General features: G+C 63.4%; 22 protein-coding genes. 16 read left to right on the top strand and 6 right to left on the bottom strand.

Annotated features, from left to right (window positions below; genetic code table 11):
* The first annotated feature begins 61 nt into the window (after positions 1–61).
* From AC1RJW_RS13135 to AC1RJW_RS13070, 14 genes are all read left to right on the top strand, one after another.
* Positions 62–646, top strand: coding sequence for a DUF2059 domain-containing protein (locus tag AC1RJW_RS13135; RefSeq protein ID WP_493045311.1), 585 nt, complete (start codon positions 62–64; stop codon positions 644–646).
* Between the two features lie 26 nt (positions 647–672).
* On the top strand, positions 673–1,779 hold the full coding sequence (gene serC, locus AC1RJW_RS13130; RefSeq protein ID WP_493045310.1) for a 3-phosphoserine/phosphohydroxythreonine transaminase: 1,107 nt from the start codon (positions 673–675) through the stop codon (positions 1,777–1,779).
* An 83-nt stretch (positions 1,780–1,862) separates the two neighbouring features.
* On the top strand, positions 1,863–2,933 hold the full coding sequence (gene pheA / locus AC1RJW_RS13125) for a prephenate dehydratase (RefSeq protein ID WP_493045309.1): 1,071 nt from the start codon (positions 1,863–1,865) through the stop codon (positions 2,931–2,933).
* Positions 2,934–3,061: 128 nt separating this feature from the next.
* Positions 3,062–4,168: a histidinol-phosphate transaminase gene (gene hisC, locus AC1RJW_RS13120; RefSeq protein ID WP_493045308.1), complete on the top strand. Its 1,107-nt coding sequence runs from the start codon at positions 3,062–3,064 to the stop codon at positions 4,166–4,168.
* A 4-nt stretch (positions 4,169–4,172) separates the two neighbouring features.
* Positions 4,173–5,081: a prephenate dehydrogenase gene (locus AC1RJW_RS13115; protein WP_493045307.1), complete on the top strand. Its 909-nt coding sequence runs from the start codon at positions 4,173–4,175 to the stop codon at positions 5,079–5,081.
* Between the two features lie 18 nt (positions 5,082–5,099).
* Entirely contained in the window at positions 5,100–6,455 is a 1,356-nt protein-coding gene (aroA, locus tag AC1RJW_RS13110; RefSeq protein WP_034751802.1) for a 3-phosphoshikimate 1-carboxyvinyltransferase, read from the top strand.
* A 15-nt stretch (positions 6,456–6,470) separates the two neighbouring features.
* Positions 6,471–7,139, top strand: a complete 669-nt coding sequence (cmk, locus tag AC1RJW_RS13105) for a (d)CMP kinase (protein ID WP_493045306.1) — start codon at positions 6,471–6,473, stop codon at positions 7,137–7,139.
* Positions 7,140–7,257: 118 nt separating this feature from the next.
* Positions 7,258–8,970 carry a 30S ribosomal protein S1 gene (gene rpsA, locus AC1RJW_RS13100; RefSeq protein WP_071650172.1) on the top strand — a complete coding sequence of 571 codons (1,713 nt, stop codon included), beginning with the start codon at positions 7,258–7,260 and terminating at the stop codon, positions 8,968–8,970.
* A 20-nt stretch (positions 8,971–8,990) separates the two neighbouring features.
* Positions 8,991–9,296 (top strand): integration host factor subunit beta, encoded by a 306-nt coding sequence (locus AC1RJW_RS13095; RefSeq protein ID WP_008446215.1) that lies wholly within the window; start codon positions 8,991–8,993, stop codon positions 9,294–9,296.
* 236 nt (positions 9,297–9,532) lie between these two features.
* On the top strand, positions 9,533–9,835 hold the full coding sequence (locus tag AC1RJW_RS13090) for a LapA family protein (protein ID WP_426072856.1): 303 nt from the start codon (positions 9,533–9,535) through the stop codon (positions 9,833–9,835).
* Between the two features lie 46 nt (positions 9,836–9,881).
* Positions 9,882–11,057 (top strand): lipopolysaccharide assembly protein LapB, encoded by a 1,176-nt coding sequence (gene lapB, locus AC1RJW_RS13085; protein WP_034782020.1) that lies wholly within the window; start codon positions 9,882–9,884, stop codon positions 11,055–11,057.
* Positions 11,058–11,135: 78 nt separating this feature from the next.
* Positions 11,136–12,503 (top strand): UDP-glucose dehydrogenase family protein, encoded by a 1,368-nt coding sequence (locus AC1RJW_RS13080; RefSeq protein WP_493045305.1) that lies wholly within the window; start codon positions 11,136–11,138, stop codon positions 12,501–12,503.
* Entirely contained in the window at positions 12,500–13,453 is a 954-nt protein-coding gene (gene rfaE1, locus AC1RJW_RS13075) for a D-glycero-beta-D-manno-heptose-7-phosphate kinase (protein WP_493045304.1), read from the top strand. The genes AC1RJW_RS13080 and rfaE1 overlap by 4 nt, the downstream gene beginning before the upstream one ends.
* 166 nt (positions 13,454–13,619) lie before the next feature.
* The gene (locus AC1RJW_RS13070; protein ID WP_493045303.1) at positions 13,620–14,288 is read left to right on the top strand and encodes a ComEA family DNA-binding protein; all 669 of its coding nucleotides are present in this window, start codon (positions 13,620–13,622) and stop codon (positions 14,286–14,288) included.
* A gap of 93 nt (positions 14,289–14,381) precedes the next feature.
* Here the strand turns inward: AC1RJW_RS13070 and AC1RJW_RS13065 are convergent, their stop codons facing one another.
* A complete protein-coding gene (locus AC1RJW_RS13065; RefSeq protein WP_493045302.1) occupies positions 14,382–15,947 on the bottom strand; it encodes a phospholipase D family protein in 1,566 nt (521 codons plus the stop codon).
* 203 nt (positions 15,948–16,150) lie between these two features.
* On the opposite strand from AC1RJW_RS13065, the gene AC1RJW_RS13060 reads away from it, so the two are divergent.
* Positions 16,151–17,503 (top strand): M20/M25/M40 family metallo-hydrolase, encoded by a 1,353-nt coding sequence (locus AC1RJW_RS13060; protein ID WP_493045301.1) that lies wholly within the window; start codon positions 16,151–16,153, stop codon positions 17,501–17,503.
* Here AC1RJW_RS13060 and AC1RJW_RS13055 read toward each other — a convergent pair whose 3' ends face one another.
* Positions 17,504–19,270: an FAD-dependent oxidoreductase gene (locus AC1RJW_RS13055; protein WP_493045300.1), complete on the bottom strand. Its 1,767-nt coding sequence runs from the start codon at positions 19,268–19,270 to the stop codon at positions 17,504–17,506.
* A 252-nt stretch (positions 19,271–19,522) separates the two neighbouring features.
* Here AC1RJW_RS13055 and cysM point away from each other — a divergent pair, with 252 nt between their 5' ends.
* Positions 19,523–20,425 (top strand): cysteine synthase CysM, encoded by a 903-nt coding sequence (gene cysM / locus AC1RJW_RS13050; protein ID WP_035825682.1) that lies wholly within the window; start codon positions 19,523–19,525, stop codon positions 20,423–20,425.
* A gap of 257 nt (positions 20,426–20,682) precedes the next feature.
* On the opposite strand, the gene AC1RJW_RS13045 is transcribed toward cysM, so the two are convergent.
* The 4 genes from AC1RJW_RS13045 to AC1RJW_RS13030 form a co-directional block, all read right to left on the bottom strand.
* Entirely contained in the window at positions 20,683–21,015 is a 333-nt protein-coding gene (locus AC1RJW_RS13045; RefSeq protein WP_034751784.1) for a hypothetical protein, read from the bottom strand.
* Positions 21,016–21,453: 438 nt separating this feature from the next.
* Positions 21,454–22,617: a lytic murein transglycosylase B gene (gene mltB / locus AC1RJW_RS13040; RefSeq protein WP_493045299.1), complete on the bottom strand. Its 1,164-nt coding sequence runs from the start codon at positions 22,615–22,617 to the stop codon at positions 21,454–21,456.
* Positions 22,608–24,629 carry a transglutaminase TgpA family protein gene (locus AC1RJW_RS13035; protein WP_493045298.1) on the bottom strand — a complete coding sequence of 674 codons (2,022 nt, stop codon included), beginning with the start codon at positions 24,627–24,629 and terminating at the stop codon, positions 22,608–22,610. Before AC1RJW_RS13035 ends, mltB begins: the two co-directional genes overlap by 10 nt.
* Complete coding sequence (locus AC1RJW_RS13030) at positions 24,626–25,612, bottom strand: DUF58 domain-containing protein (protein ID WP_493045297.1); 987 nt, start codon at positions 25,610–25,612, stop codon at positions 24,626–24,628. The genes AC1RJW_RS13035 and AC1RJW_RS13030 overlap by 4 nt, the downstream gene beginning before the upstream one ends.

Genomic DNA, 25,612 nt, shown 5'->3' with positions numbered 1-25,612 from the left:
GGTTACGGCGCCAGCCAGCATGTCCCAAGTTGTTCCCCGCTTTTATAAAGTCCCGCATGCCATGAGAAAAATCGTCGCCACCTTCTTCGCTGCATTTTCGCTGGCCTTTCTCGCGACCCTGCCGGCCCTGGCCCAGAGCACGCAAGCCACGCCCGCGCGCCAGGCGGCGCCCAGCCCCGCCATGAAAGTGGCCGTGCGGCGCATGCTCGACGCGATGCAGTTCCCGCAACTGACGCGCAGCATCTTCGACCAGATGCTGCAATCGGTGCCGGCCATGATCCGCCAGTCGGCCCTGCAGCAAATCAGCAGCAACCCGAACCTGGACGAGCAGCGCAAGGCGCGCGCGCTGGCCAATGCCGAAGAAGAGATTCCCCTCGCCGTCGCCACCCTGACGCAGGTGCTGGCCGATCCGACCCTGATCGATGAGCTGGGCGCCGAAATGGTGCCCCTGTACGCGCGTTTTTACACGGTGCCGGAAGTCGAGCAGCTGACGGCCTTCTACAAGACGCCGCTGGGACGCAAGATGCTGGCCACCATGCCGCAACTGTCTGCCGAGTCGATGGCCATCAGCCAGCGCGTGCTGATCCCCCGCGTGAATGCCGTGCTCGACCAGGTCATACGGACGGCCACGCAGTCGCCCCAATAATTCTCATTTTCGCCAAGGACTGTATCGTGACCCATCAAGCCTTAAGCCCTATTTACAACTTCTCCGCCGGCCCCGCCGTCCTGCCCAAGGAAGTGCTGGCGCAAGCGGCCGCCGAGATGCAGGACTGGCATGGCAGCGGCATGTCGGTGATGGAAATGAGCCACCGTGGTCCCGAATTCATTTCCATCTACAAGCAGGCAGTGGCCGATCTGCGACAACTGCTGGCCGTGCCCGAGAACTATAAAATCCTGTTCCTGCAGGGCGGCGGCCTGGGCGAGAACGCCATCATCCCCATGAACCTGGTGGGCCTGGCCGCGCAGCAGCCGGCCACCATCGACTTCGTGCATACGGGCTCGTGGTCGGGCAAGTCGATCCAGGAAGCGGCCAAGTATGCCAGCGTGAACGTGGCCGCGTCGTCCAAGGCTGCCCATTTCACGGGCGTGCCGCCCGTCGCAGAATGGAGGCTGACGCCAGGCGCCGCCTATCTGCATATCTGCACCAATGAAACCATCGACGGCGTGGAATTCCAGCAGGCGCCAAGCGTGCCGGCAGGCACCACCATCGTGGCTGACACGTCGTCGCACATTTTGTCGCGTGTCATTGATGTATCGCAATATGGCGTCATTTTTGGCGGCGCACAGAAAAATATCGGCCCGGCCGGCCTGACCCTGGTCATCGTGCGCGAAGACTTGCTGGGCAAGGCGCTGCCGATCTGCCCGTCGGCTTTCGACTGGACCATCGTGGCCGAACATGAGTCGATGTACAACACGCCGCCCACCTACGGCATCTATATCGCCGGCCTGGTTTTCCAGTGGCTGAAACGGCAAGGTGGCATTGCAGCCATGGAACAGCGTAATATTGAGAAAGCGGCGCTGCTGTACGCGGCGCTCGATGCGGACGACTTCTACCAGAACCGGGTCGACCCCGCATACCGCTCGCGCATGACCATCCCGTTCTATCTGCGCGATGAAAGTCTGAACGACGCATTCCTGGCCGGCGCCAAGCAGCGCGGCCTGCTGCAACTGAAGGGCCACAAGTCCGTCGGCGGCATGCGTGCATCGATCTATAACGCGATGCCGATCGAGGGCGTGCAAGCCCTGGTCACCTATTTGAACGAGTTTGCCGGACGCTGAGTCGCTTAAGCGATCGCGCCGGCCCGCCGCCGGCGCAGGCCGCGCGGCAATGATTGAAGTACAGCTGACGAAACAAACCAACCATGACCGATAAATTGAAACCGCTGCGTGAACAGATCGATGCCATCGACGCGCAAATCCTCGAACTGCTGAACCGCCGCGCGCAAATCGCCCAGCAGGTGGGCCACGTGAAGGCCGAGACGCAGGCGCCCGTGTTCCGCCCCGAGCGCGAGGCGCAGGTGCTGCGCGGCGTGGCTGAGCGCAATCCCGGGCCCATGGGCGACCGCGAAGTGCAGACCATCTTCCGCGAAATCATGTCGTCCTGCCGCTCGCTGGAGAAACGCGTCACCGTGGCCTACCTTGGCCCGGCCGGCACTTTCAGCGAACAGGCCGTGTACCAGCAGTTCGGCAGCGCCGTCGAAGGCTTGCCGTGCGCGTCCATCGATGAAGTGTTCCGTTCCGCCGAGGCGGGAACGGCGGACTTTGGCGTCGTGCCGATCGAGAATTCCTCGGAAGGCGCCGTCAACCGCACCCTGGACATGATGCTGCAGACGAGCCTTATCATCAGCGGGGAGGTGGCGATTGCCGTGCACCACAGCCTGATGACGAAGAGCGGCAACATGGATGGCGTCACGGCCATCTGCGCCCATTCGCAGGCGCTGGCGCAGTGCCAGGTCTGGCTGAACCAGAACTACCCGCACATCGAGCGCCGCGCCGTGGCCTCGAACGCCGAGGCGGCGCGCATGGCGGGCGAAGACGGCACGGTGGCCGCGATTGCCAGCGAACTGGCGGGCGCGCAGTACAAGCTGGGCGTGGTCAAGGGCCACATCCAGGACGACCCGCACAACCGCACGCGCTTTGCCGTCGTGGGCACCCTGCAGACGGCGCCGTCGGGCAAGGACCAGACCTCGCTGGTGCTGGCCGTGCCGAACAAGGCGGGCGCCGTGTACCAGTTGCTGGCGCCCCTGGCCAAGCACGGCGTGTCGATGACGCGCTTCGAGTCGCGCCCGGCGCGCATGGGCAGCTGGGAGTATTATTTCTACGTCGACGTGGAGGGCCACGTGCATGACGCGGCCGTCGCCCAGGCACTGGCCGAACTGCAAGGCAACGCGGCGTTTTTCAAGGTGCTGGGGTCGTATCCGGTCAGTCTCTGACGCCGACGGTGGTGTCGGATTACGGCCTGCGGCCTGATCCGACCTACAATAAGCTGTAGCTTGGGTCAGCGCAGCGTAACCCAACAACAGCCACCAGCCTAATCATTCACCAACTTTTAAAGAACACCATGTCTAAAAATATCGGTCCAGAATACGTCCGCGCCATCGCCCCTTACCAGAGCGGCAAACCGATCGCGGAAGTCGCGCGCGAATTCGGCCTCGACGAGGCAGCCATCGTCAAGCTGGCATCGAATGAAAACCCGTACGGCATGCCGGAATCTGCGAAGCAGGCGATGATTGCCGCCATCGATGACCTGGGCCGCTACCCGGACGCCAACGGCTTCGACTTGAAAGCCGTGCTGTCGAAGCGCTACGACGTGCCTGCCGACTGGATCACCCTGGGCAATGGCAGCAACGACATCCTGGAAATCGCCGCGCACGCGTTTGTCGAGCACGGCCAGTCCGTCGTCTACTCGCAGTATTCGTTCGCCGTGTATGCGCTGGCCACGCAAGGCCTGGGCGCGCGCCACATCGTCGTGCCGGCGCAAGCCTACGGCCATGACCTCGACGCCATGGCGGCAGCGATTGCCGACGACACGCGTCTGGTGTTCATCGCCAATCCGAACAACCCGACCGGCACCTTCCTGTCGGCGGCGCAGCTCGAAGCATTCCTGCAAAAAGTGCCTGCGCATGTCGTCGTCGTGCTGGACGAGGCCTACAACGAATTCCTGTCGGCCGACGACCAGTACGAGTCGACGGCGTGGGTGCGTCAGTATCCGAACCTGGTGGTCTCGCGCACCTTGTCGAAGGCGTATGGCCTGGCCGGCCTGCGCATCGGCTTCGCCATAGCCCAGCCGGTGCTGACGGACCTGATGAACCGCATCCGCCAGCCGTTCAACGTCAATTCGCTGGCGCAGGCCGCCGCGATTGCCGCCTTGAACGACAAGGCCTTCCTCGAGCAAAGCGCGCGCAACAACGCGGCCGGCTACCAGCAGTTTACGGAAGCGTTTACGCAACTGGGCCTGGAATACGTGCCGTCGCACGGCAATTTCGTGCTGGTGAAGGTGGGCGACGATGATGAAGCTGGCGCGAGAGTCAACCTGGCATTGCTCAAACAGGGCGTGATCGTGCGTCCCGTCGGCAGCTACGGCTTGCCGCAATGGCTGCGCATTTCCATCGGCCTGCCGCAGGAAAACGCCATCTTCATCGCCGCGCTGACGAAAGCGCTGGCCTGACGATATGACGACGCCTGCACTGAAAAAAATCGTCATCTTCGGCGTAGGCCTGATCGGCGGCTCGTTCGCGCGTGCGTTAAAGCACGCGGGGGCGGTCGCCACGGTGGTCGGCATGGGCCGCTCGCCGGCCTCGATGGCGCGCGCTTTGGAGCTGAGCATCATCGACGAGATCGGCGGCGGCATGGCTGCTGCCTTGCTTGGCGCCGACCTGGTGCTGCTGGCCACGCCCGTGGCGCAGACGGGCGCCATCCTGGCATCCATTGCACCGCACCTGCAGCCGGGCACCGTCGTGACCGACGCAGGCAGCACGAAAAGCGACGTGGTGGCGGCCGCGCGCGCAGCATTGGGCAGCAAGGTGGCGCAATTCGTGCCCGGGCACCCGATTGCGGGACGCGAGACGAATGGCCCCGACGCGGCCATCATTGATTTATATCAAGGCAAGAAGGTGGTGCTCACGCCGCTGGCGGAAAATAGCGCCGCCGATGTGGAACGGGTGGCGGCCGCCTGGCGCGCCTGCGGCGCCATCTTGCACACCTTGAGCCCCGAAGAACACGACAAGGTGTTTGCCGCCGTCAGCCATCTGCCGCATTTGCTGGCTTTTGCGCTGGTCGACGACATCGCCAACAAACCGCACGCGGGCCTGCTGTTCCAATACGCGGCCAGCGGCTTTCGCGACTTTACGCGCATCGCCGGCTCATCGCCGGAAATGTGGCGCGACATCAGCCTGGCCAACCAGCCGGCGCTGCTGCATGAACTGGACGCCTACCTGGCGCAGTTGACGACCTTGCGCGCCCACCTGGCCGCGAACGACGGCGCCGCCATCGAGGGCGTGTATGCGAACGCCCAGCACGCGCGGCAGCAATGGATCGAGGCGATCGAAACGGCGGAAATGCCGGCCGCGCCCACACGATAAATACTCAAGGATTCCAGCATGACCCAGACCAAGCACTACCCCCACCATATCGATTTGAAGCCGGTGATGCACGCCGAAGGCACGGTGCGCTTGCCCGGCTCCAAAAGCATTTCCAACCGCGTGCTGCTGCTGGCCGCGCTGGCCAAGGGCACGACGAAAATCATCGACTTGCTCGCCTCCGACGACACCTTCGTCATGCTGACGGCATTGACGTCGCTGGGCGTCAAATGGACGCAGGATGAATTGACGGGCGACCCGGCCACGGCCCACCAGGTGCACCACGTGGAAGGCTGCGGCGGCGTGTTTCCGCACCACGAGGCGGACCTGTTCATGGGCAATGCCGGCACGGCGATCCGCCCGCTGACGGCGGCGCTGGCCGTGATCGGCGGCGACTACACGCTGCATGGCGTGTCGCGCATGCACGAGCGCCCCATCGGCGACCTGGTCGACGCGCTGAACGCCGTCGGCACGCAGATCGAGTACACGGGCGAGCAGGGCTTCCCGCCGCTGCGCATCCGCCGCGGCCACATCCACGCGCAGCGCATCGCCGTGCGCGGCAACGTGTCGAGCCAGTTCCTGACGGCCCTGCTGATGGTGGCGCCGCTGATGGCACGCGACCATGCGGTGACCATCGATGTGACGGGCGAGCTCATTTCGAAGCCGTATATCGAGATCACCCTGAACCTGATGCGCCGTTTCGGCGTGACGGTCGAGCATGACGGCTGGCAGTCGTTCACCGTGCAACCGGGTCAGCAGTACCAGAGCCCGGGCACCATCCACGTCGAGGGCGACGCCTCGTCGGCGTCCTATTTCCTGGCGGCCGGCGCCATCGGCGGCGGTCCCGTGCGCGTGGAAGGCGTGGGGCGCGACAGCATCCAGGGCGACGTGCGCTTCGTCGAAGCCTTGCAGCAGATGGGCGCGACCATCACCATGGGCGAGAACTGGATCGAGGCCCGCTCGAACGGCGTGCTGAAAGCCGTCGACATGGACTTTAACCATATTCCCGACGCAGCCATGACGATCGCCGTGGCGGCCCTGTACGCGGACGGCACCTCGACCTTGCGCAATATCGCCAGCTGGCGGGTGAAGGAAACGGACCGCCTGGCCGCCATGGCGACGGAATTGCGCAAGCTGGGTGCGGAAGTGGAAGAGGGCGCAGACTACCTGCGCGTGACGCCGCCAGCCGAAATTCAGGCAGCGACCATCGACACGTATGACGACCACCGCATGGCCATGTGCTTCTCGCTCGCCTCGCTGGACGGCGCCGCCCGCCGCGGCAACGAGATGCGCATCAACGACCCGAAATGCGTGGCCAAGACCTTCCCCGAATATTTCGCCGCATTTGCGGGGATTGCCAAAGACACATTAATTTAATTGATAAATAATATAATGCCGACCTCCAACATCCCAGTCATCGCCATCGACGGCCCCACCGCTTCCGGCAAGGGCACGGTGGCGCACCGCGTGGCCGACAAGCTGGGTTTTCATTACCTGGACTCGGGCGCGCTGTACCGGCTGACGGCCCTGACGGCGCTGCGCCGCGGCACGGACTTGCGCGACGAGCACGCGCTGGCCAAGCTGGCTGAACACTTGCCTTGCCACTTTGCCAATGGCGAGATCCTGCTGGCGCAGGAAAACGTCACCGAGCACATCCGTGCCGAGGAAGTCGGCAACACGGCGTCGAAAATTGCCGTGTTGCCAACGGTGCGCCAGGCTCTGATCAGCTTGCAGCTGGGTTTTCGCAAGACGCCTGGCCTGGTGGCCGATGGGCGCGACATGGGCACGGTGATCTTCCCGCATGCCCAATTGAAGGTGTTCCTCACGGCCAGTGTCGAGGCGCGCGCGCAACGGCGCTACAAGCAATTGATAGACAAGGGTTTTTCTGCTAATATGGAAGACCTTCTGATGGATTTGCAGGCGCGGGACGAACGTGATACTCACCGTGCGATTGCGCCGCTGGTCCCCGCGGAAGGGGCGCATGTCCTCGATACGTCGGAAATGACGGCAGATGTTGCCGTTGAAACCGTGTTGAAATGGTATGCAGCTGCAGCAAAATAGCGTGTTGTTGTGCTATGTGGTGCCCGTTGACGGCTCCTGGCCTGTCCGGGTGTGTCAAAAACCTAACCCAGTTTAAGTCGCATCGTGCGATCTCTGCTGGATAACCTGTGTGAACCCTATGTCTACTGTTACAACTAACGAATCTACCGGTATGGAAAGTTTTGCTGCGCTCTTCGAGGAATCGTTGTCGCGTCAAGATATGCGCTCCGGCGAAGTTATTTCCGCTGAAGTCGTGCGCCTCGACCACAATTTCGTGATCGTGAACGCCGGCCTCAAATCCGAAGCATTCATCCCTGTCGAAGAATTCAAGAACGACCACGGCGAACTGGAAGTCAAAGTTGGTGACTTCGTTTCCGTGGCGATCGAATCGCTGGAAAACGGTTTCGGCGATACCATCCTGTCGCGCGATAAAGCCAAGCGTCTGGCTTCGTGGCTGGCTCTGGAAAAAGCGATGGAATCGGGCGAAATCGTCGTCGGTACCGTCAATGGTAAAGTCAAAGGCGGTCTGACCGTGTTGACCAACGGCATCCGCGCATTCCTGCCGGGCTCGCTGGTTGATACCCGTCCTGTCAAAGACACCACCCCATTCGAAGGCAAAACCCTCGAATTCAAAGTGATCAAGCTGGATCGCAAGCGTAACAACGTGGTTCTGTCCCGCCGCGCCGTCATCGAAGCTTCGATGGGCGAAGAGCGTCAGAAACTGATGGAAACGCTGAAAGAAGGCACGGTCGTGACCGGCGTCGTCAAAAATATCACCGACTACGGCGCGTTCGTGGATCTGGGCGGTATCGATGGCCTGCTGCACATCACCGACCTGGCATGGCGCCGTGTACGTCACCCGTCGGAAGTTCTGACGGTTGGCCAGGAAATCACCGCCAAAGTCCTGAAGTACGATCAAGAGAAAAACCGTGTTTCGCTGGGCGTGAAACAACTGGGCGACGATCCTTGGACCGGTCTGTCCCGTCGTTACCCACAAAGCACCCGTCTGTTCGGTAAAGTAACGAACCTGACCGACTACGGCGCGTTCGTTGAAGTGGAACAGGGTATCGAAGGTCTGGTACACGTTTCCGAAATGGACTGGACGAACAAAAACGTTGCTCCTAACAAAGTCGTCCAACTGGGCGACGAAGTAGAAGTGATGGTTCTGGAAATCGACGAAGAGCGTCGTCGTATTTCGCTGGGCATGAAACAGTGCAAAGCCAATCCATGGGACGACTTCGGTGTTACCCATAAGAAAGGTGACAAAGTCCGCGGCGCGATCAAATCGATCACCGACTTCGGCGTGTTCATCGGCCTGGCCGGCAACATCGACGGTCTGGTGCACCTGTCCGACCTGTCCTGGACCGAAACCGGCGAAGAAGCCGTGCGTCGCTTCAAGAAAGGTGACGAACTGGAAGCCATCGTTCTGGCCATCGACGTTGAGCGCGAGCGCGTTTCCCTGGGCGTCAAGCAACTGGAAGGTGACCCATTCAACAACTTCGCAGCCATGAACGACAAAGGCTCGCTGGTAACCGGCACCGTTAAATCGGTTGAGCCTAAAGGCGCCGTGATCCAACTGTCCGAAGAAGTCGAAGGCTACCTGCGCGCTTCCGAAATCTCACGCGACCGCGTTGAAGATGCTGGTACGCACCTGAAAGTTGGCGACACCGTCGAAGCGATGGTGTTGAACATCGACCGCAAAGCCCGTGGTATCCAACTGTCGATCAAAGCGAAAGACAACGTTGAAACCCAGGAAGCAATGCAGAAGATGGCAGCTACCGACAACAACGCAGCTTCGGGCACCACCAGCCTGGGCGCCTTGTTGAAAGCTAAGTTCGATAACAAGAACTAAGACTTCGCGGATACTGGCAGATGACAAAGTCCGAGCTGATCAACCGCCTCGCTGAGCGTTATTCTCAGCTGGTGGCGAAAGATGCGGAGTATGCCGTCAAGACCATTCTCGATGCGATGACCAACGCCCTGGCGACTGGTCAGCGTATCGAGATCCGCGGTTTTGGCAGTTTTGCCCTGAACAGCAGGCCCCCGCGCATTGGCCGCAACCCGAAGTCCGGCGACAAGGTGATGGTTCCTGAAAAACGGGTACCCCACTTCAAACCGGGCAAACAGTTGCGCGAGCGGGTGGACGCGATGGTCGGGCAACCGATTATCGAGGATTAATCGTCTGCTGGAAGGCGGAAAATAAAGAGCGGCGTCCTTGGATGCCGCTTTTTTTTGTTAATATGCTGAGAATACCTGACATAAGCTACTGCGCGTCGCGCTTTGCGGCCTGCGATGCTCACCGTACTTCAGTACGGTTGCGCTTCTCGGCCACAAATCACTGACGCTCGCTACGCTTCTGCCAGGCATTCCGAGGTTGTGCCATACGGCATTTTTTGTACTTTCTGGGCGTATCGATGAAAATCATCTCCACCATCGTTGGCTGTGTTCTTTTCGTCCTGTTCTTCAGTTTTGCGCTGAAGAATGCGCAGGTTGTCGACCTGCATGTTTTCCTCAATTATGAAATTCGCGGCCCCCTGGTCCTGATGCTGCTGGGCTTTTTTGTCGCCGGCGCCAGCCTGGGCGTATTGGCGCTGACGCCGACCGTGTTCCGTCACCGCCGCGAAGCGACCAAGCAAAAAACCACCATTGCCGCGCTGCAGACCGTTGGCGTGCCCAGCAATGTCCAGCCGCAACCGGACAGCGTGAGCGCGCAATAAGCGGCGCCGTCGCTCCTATCTCTCTTACTCGAATAAAAACAATCGCATGGATTTTGAACTCTGGTGGCTCTTGGGTATCCCGGTGTTTTTCGCGCTGGGCTGGATTGCCGCGCGTGTTGACATTCATCAACTGGTGTCCGAATCGCGCAGTCTGCCGCGCAATTACTTCAAGGGCTTGAATTTCCTGCTCAATGAACAGCACGACAAGGCCATCGACGCCTTCATCGAAGTCGTCAAGCTGGACCCGGAATCGGCCGATATGCACTTTGCGCTGGGCAACCTGTTCCGCCGCCGCGGCGAAACGGAGCGCGCCATCCGCGTGCACCAGAACTTGCTGGCCCGTCCGGACTTGCCGCTGGAACAGCAGGGCCATGCCGCCTACGAGCTGGGCATGGACTACCTGAAGGCGGGCTTGCTGGACCGCGCCGAAGAAACCTTCAACAGCCTGGTCGACACGCAATATGCGGCCCAGGCGCGCCGCGCGCTGCTGGAAATCTACCAGCGCGAAAAGGAATGGCCGCGCGCCATCGAAGCGGCCGTGGGCTTGCAGGAATCGGGCGCCGGCGCGCGCCAGAAGGAAATCGCCCAGTTCTATTGCGAACTGGCGCATGACGCGCTCGTGCACATGAAGCCGGACGACGCCATGCCGCTGCTGGAAAAAGCCCTGCAGACGGACCGCAAGAGCGTGCGCGCCACCATCCTGACGGGCGACGTGCTGCTGGCGCGCGGCGACGTGGAAGGCGCGCTGACCACCTGGCGCCGCGTGGAGCAGCAAAGCGTGCCGCACGTGGCCCTGGTGGCGCAGCGCCTGATGGATGGCTACACCAAGGTGGGCCGTGCACAGGAAGGCGTCAACCTGCTGCGTTCCTACCTGGAAGAGGCGTCGTCGATCGACCTGATCGAAGTCGTCTTCAAGGCCGTCATCGAGCTCGACGGCGTGGAAGCGGCGAAGCAGCTGGTCAGCGCCGAGCTGCGCCGCACGCCGACCCTGCTGGGCCTGGATAAACTGCTGGAAGCGCGCATGATGGACGCCCCGGCCGCCATCTGGTCGGAGCTGTCGATGGTGAAAAACCTCGTGCACGGCTACACGCAGAAGCTGGCCCGCTACCAGTGCAGCCACTGCGGCTTCAAGGCGCGCCAGTTCTATTGGCACTGCCCTGGCTGCAACAAGTGGGAAACCTACCCGCCGCGCCGCACAGAAGAGCTCAACGTCATGAATTAACCCGACACGCCACCTTGCCCCAGTGCAACGTGGCGTGTACTTGTTTGCAGCATCCATATTTAGAAATACGGCACAACCATGAAAATCACCATTATCGGCACAGGCTATGTGGGCCTCGTGACCGGCGCCTGCCTGGCGGAACTGGGCAACGACGTCTTTTGCCTCGACCTGGACGCACAGAAGGTAGCCTTGCTCAACAGCGGCGGCATCCCCATCCATGAACCGGGCCTGGAAGAGGTCGTGGCGCGTAACCGCGCCGCCGGGCGCATGACCTTTTCCACCGACGTCGAGGCCGCCGCCGCGCACGGCGCGATGCAATTCATCGCCGTCGGCACGCCGCCCGATGAAGACGGCTCGGCCGACCTGCAATACGTGCTGGCCGCCGCGCGCGGCATCGGCAAGTACATGACGGACTTCAAGGTCATCGTCGACAAGTCCACCGTGCCGGTCGGCACGGCCGAAAAAGTGCGCGCCGCCATCCAGGGCGAACTCGACGCGCGCGGCGTGGCCGCCACGTTCTCGGTGGCGTCGAACCCGGAATTCCTCAAGGAAGGCGCGGCCGTCGAAGACTTCATGCGCCCGGACCGCATCGTCATCGGCGTCGATGCTACGCCGGAAGGCGAGCGCGCGCGCGAATTGCTGAAAAGCCTGTACGCGCCGTTCAACCGCAACCACGAACGCACCCACTGGATGGATGTGCGTTCGGCCGAATTCACGAAGTATGCGGCGAATGCCATGCTGGCCACGCGTATTTCCTTCATGAATGAACTGGCAAACCTGGCCGACAAGGTGGGCGTCGACATCGAAGCCGTGCGCCACGGCATCGGTTCCGACCCGCGCATCGGCCACAGCTTCCTGTACGCCGGTTGCGGCTATGGCGGGTCCTGCTTCCCGAAAGACGTGCAGGCGCTCGAGCGCACGGCACGCGGCTACGGCCAGGAATTGCTGATCCTGCGCGCCGTCGAAGCCGTCAACGACCAGCAGAAGCAGGTGCTGGGACGCAAAGTGGTCACTCGCTTCGGCGAAGATCTGACGGGCCGGCATTTCGCCGTGTGGGGACTGGCCTTCAAGCCGAATACGGACGACATGCGCGAAGCGTCGGCCCGCGTGCTGCTGGCCGACTTGCTGGTGCGCGGCGCCACCGTGGCCGTGTACGATCCCGTCGCCATGGCCGAGGCGCGCCGCGTGCTGCAGCTGGACTTGACGCCGGAGCAATTGGCGAAGGTACGCTTTGCCGACAGTCCGAAGGATGCGCTGACGGACGCCGATGCGCTGGTCATCGTGACCGAATGGAAAGCCTTCCGCAGCCCCGACTTCGAGCAGGTCAAGGCGCGCCTGAAGCAGGCCGTGATCTTTGACGGGCGCAACCTGTTCGAGCCGGCCGTCATGGCCGAGAATGGCATCGAATACCACGGGATCGGTCGCTCGATCCTGACGCGCGCATGAGCGCCCAGGAGGTGGTCGCCTTGACGGCGCCGGCCGCGCTGGCCCAGGTACGTCTGCTGGTGGTGGGCGATGTGATGCTGGACCGCTACTGGTTCGGTGATGTCAGCCGTATTTCGCCGGAAGCGCCCGTGCCCATCGTGCGCATCGAGAAGCGCGAAGAGCGCCTGGGCGGCGCGGCCAACGTGGCGCGCAATGCGGCCGCGCTGGGAGCGAAGACGAGCTTGCTGGGCGTGGTCGGCGACGACGAGGCCGGCAGCCAGGTCGAGCGCCTGCTTGAAGGCGGCGGCATCCACAGCTATCTGCAGCGTGACGCGGCCATTTCCACCATCATCAAGCTGCGCGTGATCGGCCGCCAGCAGCAGATGCTGCGCATCGACTTCGAGGATGCGCCCAGCGATACGGTGCTGCGCGACAAGCTGGCGCAGTTTAATGCCCTCTTGCCGCACTACGACGTGGTGATCCTGTCGGACTACGCCAAGGGCAGCCTGGTGAACGTGGCCGAGATGATCAAGGCGGCGAGAAAGGCCGGCAAGATCGTCATGGTCGACCCGAAAGGCGACGATTTCAGCCGCTATACGGGGGCGTCAGTGCTCACTCCGAACAAGTCGGAACTGCGCCGCGTGATCGGCAACTGGAGCACGGAAGAGCAGCTCACGGAGCGCGCGCAGCAGATGCGCGCGCAGCTGGGCCTGGACGCCTTGCTGCTGACCCGTTCCGAGGAAGGCATGAGCTTGTACACGGCCGACGAGGTGCTGCACATGCCCACCGATGCGCGCGAAGTGTTCGACGTCTCGGGCGCCGGCGACACGGTGATCGCCACCATGGCGGCCATGCTGGGCGCCGGGATGGGCCTGGGCGACGCCGTGCGCACGGCCAACCGGGCCGGCGGCATCGTCGTCGGCAAGCTGGGCACGGCCACCGTCACCCGCGACGAGCTGTTCCCGCAGTAATTATGCTGTCTCGCCTGCGCCAGAGCGTTTGATCTGGCGCAGGTTTTCCCATCCTTCCGCTGTCCTGTCTTGTCAACCGTATCACGTCCCAGCCGTTAAAGCCGTTAAGGCGCTGCTCTTCCCTTGCGTTCGAGTCATCTTGAAACCACACCACGGAGAGATACCCATGTTCAAAAAAATACTGCTGGCCATCGCCACCTTGATCGCGACGATGGGCTTTGCCTTTGCCCAGGTCGATGTCAACAAGGCGGACCAGGCGGCACTCGACAGCGTCAAGGGCATCGGCCCTGTCACGTCGAAAGCCATCATCGATGAGCGTGCCAAGGGCGGCGCCTTCAAGGATTGGGCCGATTTCGAAACCCGCGTGAAGGGCATCGGTCCGAAAAGTTCCGTGAAGCTGTCGGAAGCGGGCTTGCAAGTGAATGGCCAGGCCAAGTCCGGTGCGCCCGCGGCGCCCGCTCCGGCGGCGAAAGCTGCCCCGGCAAAAAAGGAAGCTGCTGTGAAGGAAGTTGCAGCGAAAGAAGCCGCACCGAAGCCAGCTGCTGCGACCGACACCGCTGCGGCGCCAGCCAAGACCGCCGCTGAAACGAAGAAAGAAGCTGCTGCCGCTAAGAAAGAAGCCAAGGCTGCCGCCGCTGCCGCCAAGAAAGAAGCCGCCGCCGCCAAGGCAGTGCCCGCTGCAGCCGATGGCGCCGCGCCAGTGAAGACGGCCGCCGAAGCGAAGAAGGAAGCTGCCGCTGCCAAGAAAGAAGCGAAGGCTGCTGCCGCTGCCGCGAAGAAAGAAGCGAAACTGGCTGCCGCCGAGGCGAAGAAGGCAGAAGCCGAGAAAAAGTAAGCGTGTTGCTGTAAGGCGTGTTGCGTGGTGGTGCCGCGCAGCACGAAAAGAAAACCCCGCGTGGTACCGGCCGCGCGGGGTTTTTTTATGCGCCTACAGCTGCGACTCGATCGGCAGCCAGCGCATCACGGACACCAGCAGGCGGCGCCAGATGCCTGACTCCGGATCGTGCGTCCACACTTTGGCTGGCTGTTCGGTGGCGTCGGACCAGCGCAGGGCGCCGTTGTCAAGGAATACACGGTAGCTGGTGTCGCTCGCCGTCGAGTGCAGGAACAGGGCGCGCATGTCGGCCGCCAGCGCGGCATCGTCGAACAGCACGCCCATCTCCGTGTTCAGCTGGGCCGAGCGGGGATCGAGGTTGAAAGAGCCGACGAAGCCCCGCTGGCCATCGACCACCACGGCCTTGGTATGCAGGCTGGCGCGGCTCGAACCCATCAGGCTGATGCGCTTGCGATGCTGGGTCTTCAATTCATACAGGTCGACGCCGCCATCGAGCAGCAGCTGGCGGTAGCGCGCATAGCCCGCATGCACGAGGGCCACGTCGGTGGCGGCCAGCGAGTTGGTCAGCACCTTGACCTGGACGCCTGCCGCGACCTTGTCGCCCAGCGTCTGCGTCAGCGCCGCGCCGGGCACGAAATAGGGCGAGGTCAGCAGCGCTTCTTCGCGCGCCTCGGTCAGCAGGGGCAGCAAGCTGTGCATGAGCCAGTGCTCGCTGCGCTGCAAACTGGCCACGGGCGCGGCTTTTTCCGGCGGGTCCGACAGCACCTGCACCTGTGCACTCCAGTGCAGGCGCAACCGGCCATCGAGGTGGGCTTGCAGCTGGCCCGCATCGGTCAGCTGCCGCAGGTAGGGCGAAGCGCCCACTTCGCCCGTCAGGGTGTCGAGACGGGCGCGCACCGCCTGCAATTCCGGCGCGCCCGCGTTCTTGCCAGCGTGCAAGGCGCCGATGGGGAGGACGGCTCGGCTGTTCCAGAAGCGGTCGAAGATGTCGCTCGTCTGCTGCACGGCGGGGCCCACCAGCAGCAGGTCGGCATCCTGGAAATTGACTTGCTCGGCGGCATCAAAATATTCATCGCCGATATTGCGCCCGCCGACGAGGGCGACCCTGCCGTCGACGATCCAGGCCTTGTTGTGCATGCGCCGGTTCAGGCTGACGGCGCGCAAGGCCATTTCCACGGCGCGCAACCAGATGCCGTCGCGGTTGCGGCCCGGATTGAAGATGCGCACGTCGATCAGCGGATGGCTGTCGAGCGCGAGGATGGCGGCGTCCTGGCCGCGCGCATTGATATCGTCGAGCAACACGCGTACGCGCACGCCGCGGTCGGCCGCGCGCAGCAGTTCGCGTACCAGCAGGCGTCCCGTGACGTCGTTATGCCAGATGTAATACTGCAGGTCGATGCTGCGGCCCGCTTCGCGCGCGCTCAGGGCGCGCAGGGCGAACGCTTCCAGATTGTCGTCGATCAAGGCCGTACCGCTCTGGTCCGGACGTTGCGCCAGCTGCGGCGCCAGTACGCGGTCGAGCAGGGTGGCATCCATCGTCACGGGCAAGGCCATTCCCGGCGCGCCCAGCGACCGTTCGGCGAAGCGCCCGTAGCTGTATAGGGCGGCGATGCTGAGCACGGCAAACAAGGTGGCCAGCAACAACAGTTTGACGAGCATGCGGCGCACCGTCAGCGGACCACGCGCGTGCTGCGGCGTGCGGGTGGAAGGGTGGTCTGGCGCATGCTGGTAGCTTTCGTGAGCGGGACGGGAAGTGGCCGATTGTAGCAGTTTCTACAATGCACGATTTTCGACCTGGAACATCCTTGCTTGCCGTCAAAAATGCGAGAATGATCACTTGTTAATGATCAGGAGACGGCGGCATGGTACGGATTTTGACGGGAATGACGGCAGTCATGCTGTCGGCTAGTGTGGCGGCGGCACCTGGCGCCGAACCGGTGCAGCAGATACGGCAAGTGGTGGCCGACATCTCGCCGCAGCGCATCGAGGCGCACGTGCGCAAGCTGGTCGGTTTCCAGACGCGCCACACCATGTCCGATACCGTGTCCGACACGCGCGGCATCGGCGCGGCCCGGCGCTGGATCAAGGCGGAACTGGAGCGCTGCGGTGCGCAGGTGGGCGGACGGCTGCAGGTAGCGTTCGACAGCCATATCGCGCCCGTGTCGAAACGCATTGCGCGGCCGACGGAAATCGTCAACGTGGTGGCGACCCTGCCCGGCAGCCAGCCGCAGTCGGCCGGCCGCATATATGTCGTCAGCGGCCATTACGATTCGCGCGCCACCGACGTGATGGATGCGCAGGGCGATGCGCCCGGCGCCAACGATGACGCGTCCGGCACGGCGGCCGTGATAGAGATGGCTTGCGCGATGGCGCGCTATCAGTTCGACGCCACGCTCGTCTTCATGGCCGTGGCGGCCGAGGAACAGGGGCTATTGGGTTCCGGCCACTGGGCGCAGCAGGCGAAGTTAAATAAACTCAACATCGCCGGCATGCTCAATAACGACATCATCGGCAGTTCGCGCGCCGACGACGGCAGCGTCGATGGCGGCCAGGTACGCCTGTTTGCCGAGGGTATCCCGGCCGTGAAGGAGATGAGCGACGGCGTGCGCGCCCTGGTGGCGACGGGCGGCGAAAACGATTCCATCTCGCGCCAGCTGGCGCGCCATGTGAAACAGGTGGGCGAGCGCTACGTGCCCGGTTTCAAGGTCAACGTCATCCAGCGCGCCGACCGCTACCTGCGCGGCGGCGATCACATGCCGTTTCTGGCGCAAGGCTACGCGGCGCTGCGTTTTACGGAACCGCACGAGAATTTTGCTCACCAGCACCAGGATGTGCGCGTGGAAAATGGCCTGCAGTATGGCGACCTGCCGCAATTCGTCGATTACGACTACGTGGCGAAAGTGGCGCGCGTGAATGCGGCGGCGCTCGCTTCGCTGGCCCTGGCGCCGGCGGCGCCCGCCGGCGTACAGGTCCGCACGGCCCAGCTGGAAAACGCAACCACGCTGTTGTGGCAGCCGAATACGGAGCCGGACCTGGCCGGCTACCGTATCGTCTGGCGCGCCACGACGGCGGACCAGTGGCAGGGCGCGCAAGACGTGGGCAATGTCACCGAGGCCAAGGTAAAGTTGTCGAAAGATAACTATTTCTTTGGCGTCCAAGCCATCGATCGCGACGGCAATGTCAGTGTGGCAACATACCCCATGCCGTTGCGCTGATCAGGAACCGACTGGCAGGCGCGCAAGAAAGCCGTGAATCTGGGAAACGACCGCCGCGCCTTCGCCCACGGCGGCAGCGACGCGCTTGGTGGAGCCGGCCCGCACGTCGCCGATGGCGAACACGCCCGGCACGCTCGTTTCCAGCGCGGCCCGCTCGGGCAGGTTGGGTGGCGGATAGGGTAAGTGCGCGGCGTGGCCGTGGGCGCGGCATTCGGCGCGCGTGACGTCGAAGCCCGTGCGGATGAAACCCTGTTCGTCGACGGCCACGGCGCAGTCGTGCAGCCAGTCCGTGTTCGGATCGGCGCCGACAAACAGGAATACGCGGCGCACGGCGCAATCGCACTCCTTGCCCGTCTGGTTGTTGCGCCAGCGCACCTCCGTCAAGCCATCGTCATCGCCTTCGAGGGCGATGATTTCCGTGTGCGTGTGCAAGGTGATGTTGGGCGTGGCGGCGATGCGCTCGATCAGGTAGCTCGACATGCTGGCCGCCAGGCCCTCGCCGCGGATCACCATGTGGACCTTTGCGGCGTGGCCGGAGAGAAACACGGCGGCCTGGCCGGCCGAATTGCCGCCGCCGACCAGGACGATCTCTTCCTGCCGGCACAGCTTGGCTTCGATGGGCGAGGCCCAGTAATACACGCCCCGTCCTTCATATGTTTTCAGATTGGCCAGCGAGGGGCGGCGGTAGCGCGCGCCGCACGACAGCACCACCGTGCGGGCGCGCACCTGCGTGCCGTCGCACAGTTTGACGCGCAGGGGCCAGCTGTCGCACAACAGATTGGCGGCGCTGGCCGGGGTGGCGATCTCGACGCCGAACTTTTGCGCCTGCACATAGGCGCGCCCTGCCAGCGCGCGGCCGGAAATGCCGGTAGGAAAGCCCAGGTAATTTTCGATGCGCGCGCTGGCGCCTGCCTGGCCGCCGTACGCGCGCTGCTCGAGCGCCAGGACCGATAAGCCTTCCGAGGCCGCATACACGGCCGTGGCCAGGCCTGCCGGACCGGCGCCCACCACCAGCACGTCGAAAATCTTGTCGCCGGACAAATCGGGCAGCATGCCCAGGCAGCGGCCCAGTTCCGCATTGCCGGGATTTTTCATGATCTTGCCGTCCGGACAGACCACCAGCGGCCAATCCTGCGGCGTGGGCTGGTAGCGCCCGGCCAGCGCGGCGGCCGCCGCATCGTTGGCCGGGTCGAGCACCGTGTGCGGATGGCCATTGCTCGATAAAAAGCTTTGCAGGTGGAACAGATTGCCATTGCCGCGCGGGCCCACCAGCACGGGGCCGCCCGAATTCGATTCGATCAGCGCCACGCGGCGCAGGATCAGGGCGCGCACGATGCGTTCGCCCATCTCCGCCTCGGCCACGATCAGCGCGCGCAGGGATTCCGAGCTGATGTCGAGCAATTCCACCTCGCCCACGGCGCTGCCGTTGACGAGGGTGGGGCGGCCGGACAATTGCGCCACCTCGGCAATGAAGTGGCCGACGCCCACTTCGCGCAGCACGGACGCCTGCCCCAGCACCTCGTGGCGCTTGATGCTGACCCGCCCGGACAGTATCACCAGCATGCCGAAGCTGCTGCTGCCCGCCTCGAACAGCGTCTCGCCATCGGCAAAGCGATGCCGGGTGCCATAGCGCTGCAAGCGCTGCAGCTCGAGCGCATTGAAGACGGGCGAGATCTGGTGGCTGCGGCCCTGCAAGTCGAGTGTGGCGAACTGGACGGGATCGTCCTGCGTCGTTTCGGGAATGAATTCGGGTGTGCTGCTGGCCATGGCGAGTCCGTTCGGAGGCTGAATAAGCAAATAACAAAAATAACTAACAGTGACGAGTCTAGCGCATGTGGCGCGCGCCCGCCGCAATACCCCTGGCGCACGCCCGGAAATGGCCGGGCGGCAGGCACCATGCGGCCAGTGGCGGCGCAGCCGCCCGCGCACGCGGGCCCGGATGCCGCCGCCGATCAGCGATACGCCGTCCAGCATCTCATATTAGAATGGGTCTTTGTTGAAATTACTCAAACAGACACGATGGCTTACAAGACACTTGAAGATACGATAGGCAATACCCCGCTGGTGCAGCTGACGCGCTTGCCGGGTGCCGATGCGCTTGCGCGCAACAACGTCATCCTGGGCAAGCTGGAAGGCAACAATCCGGCCGGCTCCGTGAAGGACCGCGCGGCCATGTCCATGCTCAAGCGCGCTGAAGAGCGTGGCGTCATCAAGCCGGGCGATACCCTGATCGAGGCGACCAGCGGCAATACGGGCATCGCGCTGGCCATGGCTGCCGCCTTGCGCGGCTACAAGATGCTGTTGTTGATGCCCGACAACCTGAGCGTGGAGCGCCGCCAGAGCATGGCCGCCTACGGCGCCGACATTTTATTGACGCCGAAGACGGGCGGCATGGAATATGCGCGCGACCTGGCCGAGCAGATGCAGAAGGATGGCCGCGGCGTCATCCTCGACCAGTTCGCCAACGAAGACAATTCGCGCGCGCACTATGAAAGCACGGGACCGGAAATCTGGCGCGATACCAATGGCCAGGTCACGCACTTCGTCAGCGCCATGGGCACGACGGGCACCATCATGGGCGTGTCGCGTTACCTGAAAGAACAGAATCCCGCCATCCAGATCATCGGCGCCCAGCCCGAGGAAGGTTCGCAGATTCCCGGCATCCGCAAGTGGCCGGAAGCCTATCTGCCGAAAATCTACGACAAGTCGCGCGTCGACCAGGTGGAATACGTGAGCCAGGGCGTGGCCGAGCGCATGGCGCGCAGCCTGGCGGCGGAAGAGGGCTTGTTCTGCGGCATCTCGGCCGCCGGCGCGTGCGAAATCGCGCTGCGCATCTCGCAAACGGTGGAAAACGCGACCATCGTGTTCGTCGTCTGCGACCGCGGCGACCGGTACCTGTCTACAGGCGTGTTTCCTGCTTGATAGAGGACGCCCAACCAAACCTACTGCGCGGCGCGCTTTGCGGCCTGCGATGCTCACCGGCTCGGCGCCCCCGTGCAGAGCACGGTTGCGCTTCTTAGCCACAAATCACTGCCGCTCGCTACGGTTTTGTTGGGCATCGATGCAGCTTGGAAAATACGGTGGTAAGGCGGAAATATATTATGGCCAGAACGGCCTGAGAACTGCTGGAAATACCCCCTCCCCATGGCGGGGAGGGAAAACCTGCGAAATTGGCAGGATCAGCCTTGTGGCGTTTCGCCTTCTTTTGGCTTGAATTGCTTGTCGCTGATGCGGAATTTGTTACGACGGTCACCCATCAGGTAACGCAGGTCGCGGATGCTCAGGTCGCTGACTTCGTGCATGCGGATCAACAGCGATGCGCCGACCGGCAGGCGGTGGTGGCGGATTTTGCTGATGACCGGTGGCGCCACTTCCAGCGCGCGGGACAGGGCTGCGTCGTTTTTCAGGCGCAGGTTTTCGATCAGGGTATCGAGCAGTCTGTTTGGGTTGTACTGGAGCAGATCGTCGGAGTCCGAATCGCTGTTCATATCAATGCCGACTTGGTTTGTCATGATGTTGTTGTTCCTTCTGTAGTTGCACTGCAAAGTAAAAAACACTCGGAGCTCGCTCTTGCTGCGTTCATGTTCATTCTTTACTAAAAGGAACGAATTCACACACGGTACGATCCGGGAGACAGTTTTTCATGATATATACACAATTGTACAACAGGATTCAATTTCAAGCTGGAAAGCCCGATAATCTTGCTTTGTACAGAATCGGCGTTGTCTAGTTGCAACACCTATTTATTCTTTATTATGCTCTATGATAGAACAAAAATTGTACTTTGACAAAAGTTAAGTATAAAACCATTACTGCTTCCCGTGCCGCACAAAGGCTGGCGAGCGAGGCTGGCACATGTTATCGGCCCTACCATAGACGTGTTTGCTGGCCGCTTCAACATCCCTTACGCTTTCTTACAAGTAATATTATAACTTTACACTGACTTTCGGTTAGCGTGCGCGCACTTGACTGATGGCCTTGCCCAGGTCGATGACTGACATGGCATAAAAATAACTTCTGTTGTACTGAGTTATAGCAAAGAAGTTATTGGTTGCCAAGTGATACTCAGTTGCTTCTGAACCATTTTGCAAGTCAATCAGGCCGAACAACATGTTCTGAGGCGTGGACGGGGCGGCACTCACGCCGGCCTCCTGCAATTCCGCCAGCCGGTACTTGGCCTGCAAGCCCTGGCCGATGAACTTTTCCCACGTGCGGCTGGCCGAGACGGTGACTGGATACGTGCTGATGGCCGGGTCGTCGCGGCGCCAGCCATGTTCGACGAGGAAATGCGCGACGCTGCCGATGGCGTCGGCCGTGGAATTGCGCAAGTCGATGTGACTATCGCCATCGAAGTCCACTGCATATTTCATGATGCTGCTGGGCATGAATTGCGGCAAGCCGATGGCGCCCGCATACGAGCCGAGCAGGGTCAATGGATCGATGCCATCCTTGCGCGCGTACAGCAGCGCGTTTTCCAGTTCCCCTTTGAAAAATTCCATGCGCGCGGCGCGGTTCGGGCTTTCCGGATAGGAAAACGCCAGGGTGGTCAGCGCGTCGACCACGCGGAAACGGCCCGTATTGCGTCCGTACACGGTTTCCACGCCGATGATGCCGACGATGATCTCGGCCGGCACGCCATATTCGCGTTCGGCGCGCGCCAGCGCTTCCGCATTCTCTTCCCAGAATTTCACGCCCGCATTGATACGCACCGGTTCGATGAAGCGGGCGCTGTACGCTTGCCAGTTCTTCGGCTTGCCGGGCGGGGCCGGCTTCATCAGCTGCACGGTCGACTCGACATAGCGCACCTTGCCGATCAGGGTATCGAGTTCGGCGCGGTCAAAGCCATGCTTGACGGACATTTCATCGAGGAAGGCGCGGACCTCTTTCCAGTTGGCATAGTCGACGAATTCGCCTTCGAAGTCGAATTTTGCCGGTGCTTTTTTGGCTGCCGCCTTGGCGGGCGGGGCCTTGGCTGCGCGCACGGCACGGGCGCGGTCGGCGGCGGAAATATTGCTGTTTTCGCCAGCGTGCGCGGTGGACAGGCACAGGGGAAGGGAGAGGAGCAGGGACAGGGCGGAGGTTTTGATCGGTAACAAGGAGCGTCTCATCGGCATTGGGTTAACAGGCGGCGCAAGCTGCGCCGCGCGCGGAATTGTTCGTCTGGGTTGGCATTACCATACTTCATCGCGGCATAGATTGCCAGATACTCTGCGATGGCGGCGTGCGCCTTTTGTGTGGCCTGGCCCGCGGCCAACCTGGCAGCATAACCGTGCGGGCCTTCATGCGGCGCACGGCTGTAGCCGCGCCGCGCCTGCTGGCGGCAAAACTGCGCGTACAGGCGGTCGAGCGGATCGCCTTGCCGCGCCTGCCGCCACCAGACCAGTGCGCCGCCCCCGGCGGACAGCAGGGCCAGCACGGCGCAAGCGAGTGCCAGCTTGTTCGCTGGCAAGTTTCTCAAGCCATCGAGCATGGCGCGCTGGCGCTGCGGCGTGGTGTCGAGCACCCAGCTGCTCCAGGCGTGCTCGGCCTGCTGCCATTGCTGGCGCCAGGCGGCAAGCGCCCCGCGCGCGCCGCCGTCGAGGCCGGCCAAGGCGCGCCATGCCGTCAGCGGCGACGGGGGCGGCGGCAGGGCGGCATCGAGGTTGCGCTCCGTGCGCAGGGGCGCGACGGCGCCGGTGGGATCGATGCGCACCCAGCCCCGGCCCGCCAGCCACACTTCGCTCCAGGCATGGGCGTCGGACTGGCGCACGCTCAGGCTGTTGTCCGTACCGTTGCGCTGGCCGCCCTGGTAACCGGTCACGACGCGCGCGGGGATGCCCATTGCGCGCATCAGCACGACAAAGCTGCCCGCGTAATGTTCGCAAAAGCCCGCCTGCGTGCCAAACAGGAAGTCGTCGACGCCATGCTTGCCCAGCAGCGGCGGCTGCAGGGTGTAGCGGAAGGGTGCGCGGCGGAAGTGATCGAGCACGGCGGCGACGGCATCGGCGGGCGCCAGCGCGTGCGCGCCGCTGCCGCGCAGGGCGCGGGCCCAGGCCACGCTGCGCGGATTGCTGCCAGGGGGCAAGGCCAGCCATGGCTGTTGCTGGGCCAAAGACAGCTTGGCCTGCAGCCGGTAACGCGGCTGGGAACTGACGCGGTAACGCACGGTCGAAGTAATGGGCTGGATGGTCAGCACTTCCAGCGCGGACGAGACGACATACGGGTTGCCGGGCAAGCGTTCGATGCTGCGCGGCACGTCAAGCGCGAAGATGCGCCGCTGGCCGCTCGCCTGCAAGGTCACTTCATATTGGCTGGGCTGGCCTTCCAGCGCGATGTCGATGCGGCTGTCGCCGGCAGGCGCGCGCCCTTTCGCACCCCGGCGCGTCCAGGTGGCGCCGTCGAAGTCGCCCAGCACCACGCCGCGCCAATACAGCTGCTCTTGCGGCGGGAGCGGCGTGCTGAAACGGGCCGTGAAGACGGGGTCGCTTGACAGGGCCAGCGAGGCGATGGCACCCGGCTGCATGCTGTCGGACAAGCCCGTGCGCGCCTGCGCGTCTTCTGGCGCGGCGCCCCACAGGGGGCCGTCGACGCGCGGCACGGCAAGAAACATCACGGCCGACAGGGGGACGGCCAGCGCCAGCATGCGTCCCAGCAAATTTAACCGTTGCGCCAGGCGTGGCTGCACGGCGCCGTACTGGGCCGACAGCAGGGCGGCCAGCAGGACGATGACGGTGGCCAGCATCCACGCGGCGCTGAGGATGCCTTGCGCATGAAAGAAGTTCGCCAGCAGGAGGAAAAAACTGAGGAAGACAAAGACGAAGATATCGCGCCGGCCATGCATTTCCAGCGATTTCAAGGCGAGCAGCAAGGCCAGCAGGGCTACGCCGGGATCGCGTCCCAGCACGGTGCCATAGCTGGCGTACACGCCGGCGATGCCGAGCAGGGCCAGCGGCGCGAGCATTGCCAGCGGCGGCTGGCGCCGGCCCCGCACGGTGATTACGGCGCGCCACAGCAGCAGGGCGGCGCTTGCCGTCGACAGCCACGGGGGCAGGTGCAGCGCGTGCGGCGCCAGCACCATGGCGGCAGCCAGCAACAGCAGCACAATGTCCGCCTTGTCGCGTGGCAAGTTGGTCAGCCATTGCCTCATGCCATGGCCTCATGCTGTGGCAAGCCGTGCAGGGCCAGCGCGCGCAAACAGGCGTCGCGCTGGCTGGTGCCCAGGGCCGGCGCCAGCGTCAGTTGGCCCAGGCGCAAGCCGTACGGCAAGCCCGTGCGTTCCGCCTGCAGCACCCAGGCGGCCAGGCGCGACAGGCGCGCTTCCGGCGCCAGCGCGTGCAGGGCGGCTTCGTCGAGCATGAGGTTGCCATGCGCTGTGCGCTTTGGGGCGTCGGCGCCAGGCTGGAATTGCTTGCTGAATACATGCTCGCCGTCATGGCGGGCGATCTGGCGCCAGGCCAGGCGGTGCAAAGGGTCGCCGGGCTGGTAGGCGCGCACGCCGGCCAGTTCCGGGGCGCAGCCGGGCGAGTCTGGCTGCCGTGCCTGTTTTGCCTGTCGCAACGTGCCGGCAGGCAAGGGCAGCGGCGGCGCGTGGTGCTCGGGCTGCGGATACACGAGCACGCGGGCCTCGGGCTGCCAATGGCACCAGGCAACAAACAGGCCCAGCGGAAAACTGCCCGACAGGCGCACGGGAGGAGCAGCGAGCCATCCGCGTTGCCGCGCCGCCACGACGATGCTGACGGCCGTTTCGCCGTGGGCGGCGATGTCGGCCAGGCTGGGCGCTCCCGGCGAATCGCTTGCGGCCAGGTGGATTGCATGGCGCGGGCGCGTACTGCGGTTGATCAGGCGCAAGGTGAACGAGGCGTGGCTGCCCGCGAACACGGGGCTGCCCGGCGCGGCGGCCAAGGCCAGGCCCGCCAGGTTGCGGCTTGTAAACAGCATGTCGGCGATGGCGCAGGCGGCGGCGAAATACGTGAGCGCATAACCGAGGCCCAGGCGGTAATTGACGGCGGCGATCCACAGCGCCAGCAGCAGCGCGGCAAACGCCAGGCCCGCGCGCGAAGGGCGGATGTGCACGCGCTGCGCGCCCAGCCAGGGGCGCGCCGGCAGCCAAGAGATATTGCGCCAGCGCAT

This window comes from Janthinobacterium sp. GW822-FHT07A03 (assembly GCF_058798815.1).
This window is presented reverse-complemented; position numbering and strand designations above follow the sequence as displayed.

What these genes read in the sequence shown, in the direction of transcription:
- AC1RJW_RS13135 (WP_493045311.1), top strand. Translation starts at nt 62, where the DNA reads ATGAGAAAAATCGTCGCCACCTTCTTCGCTGCATTTTCGCTGGCCTTT.
- pheA (WP_493045309.1), top strand. Translation starts at nt 1,863, where the DNA reads ATGACCGATAAATTGAAACCGCTGCGTGAACAGATCGATGCCATCGAC.
- hisC (WP_493045308.1), top strand. Translation starts at nt 3,062, where the DNA reads ATGTCTAAAAATATCGGTCCAGAATACGTCCGCGCCATCGCCCCTTAC.
- AC1RJW_RS13115 (WP_493045307.1), top strand. Translation starts at nt 4,173, where the DNA reads ATGACGACGCCTGCACTGAAAAAAATCGTCATCTTCGGCGTAGGCCTG.
- aroA (WP_034751802.1), top strand. Translation starts at nt 5,100, where the DNA reads ATGACCCAGACCAAGCACTACCCCCACCATATCGATTTGAAGCCGGTG.
- cmk (WP_493045306.1), top strand. Translation starts at nt 6,471, where the DNA reads ATGCCGACCTCCAACATCCCAGTCATCGCCATCGACGGCCCCACCGCT.
- rpsA (WP_071650172.1), top strand. Translation starts at nt 7,258, where the DNA reads ATGTCTACTGTTACAACTAACGAATCTACCGGTATGGAAAGTTTTGCT.
- AC1RJW_RS13095 (WP_008446215.1), top strand. Translation starts at nt 8,991, where the DNA reads ATGACAAAGTCCGAGCTGATCAACCGCCTCGCTGAGCGTTATTCTCAG.
- AC1RJW_RS13090 (WP_426072856.1), top strand. Translation starts at nt 9,533, where the DNA reads ATGAAAATCATCTCCACCATCGTTGGCTGTGTTCTTTTCGTCCTGTTC.
- lapB (WP_034782020.1), top strand. Translation starts at nt 9,882, where the DNA reads ATGGATTTTGAACTCTGGTGGCTCTTGGGTATCCCGGTGTTTTTCGCG.
- AC1RJW_RS13080 (WP_493045305.1), top strand. Translation starts at nt 11,136, where the DNA reads ATGAAAATCACCATTATCGGCACAGGCTATGTGGGCCTCGTGACCGGC.
- rfaE1 (WP_493045304.1), top strand. Translation starts at nt 12,500, where the DNA reads ATGAGCGCCCAGGAGGTGGTCGCCTTGACGGCGCCGGCCGCGCTGGCC.
- AC1RJW_RS13070 (WP_493045303.1), top strand. Translation starts at nt 13,620, where the DNA reads ATGTTCAAAAAAATACTGCTGGCCATCGCCACCTTGATCGCGACGATG.
- AC1RJW_RS13065 (WP_493045302.1), bottom strand. Translation starts at nt 15,947, where the DNA reads ATGCTCGTCAAACTGTTGTTGCTGGCCACCTTGTTTGCCGTGCTCAGC.
- AC1RJW_RS13060 (WP_493045301.1), top strand. Translation starts at nt 16,151, where the DNA reads ATGGTACGGATTTTGACGGGAATGACGGCAGTCATGCTGTCGGCTAGT.
- AC1RJW_RS13055 (WP_493045300.1), bottom strand. Translation starts at nt 19,270, where the DNA reads ATGGCCAGCAGCACACCCGAATTCATTCCCGAAACGACGCAGGACGAT.
- cysM (WP_035825682.1), top strand. Translation starts at nt 19,523, where the DNA reads ATGGCTTACAAGACACTTGAAGATACGATAGGCAATACCCCGCTGGTG.
- AC1RJW_RS13045 (WP_034751784.1), bottom strand. Translation starts at nt 21,015, where the DNA reads ATGACAAACCAAGTCGGCATTGATATGAACAGCGATTCGGACTCCGAC.
- mltB (WP_493045299.1), bottom strand. Translation starts at nt 22,617, where the DNA reads ATGCCGATGAGACGCTCCTTGTTACCGATCAAAACCTCCGCCCTGTCC.
- AC1RJW_RS13035 (WP_493045298.1), bottom strand. Translation starts at nt 24,629, where the DNA reads ATGAGGCAATGGCTGACCAACTTGCCACGCGACAAGGCGGACATTGTG.
- AC1RJW_RS13030 (WP_493045297.1), bottom strand. Translation starts at nt 25,612, where the DNA reads ATGCGCTGGCGCAATATCTCTTGGCTGCCGGCGCGCCCCTGGCTGGGC.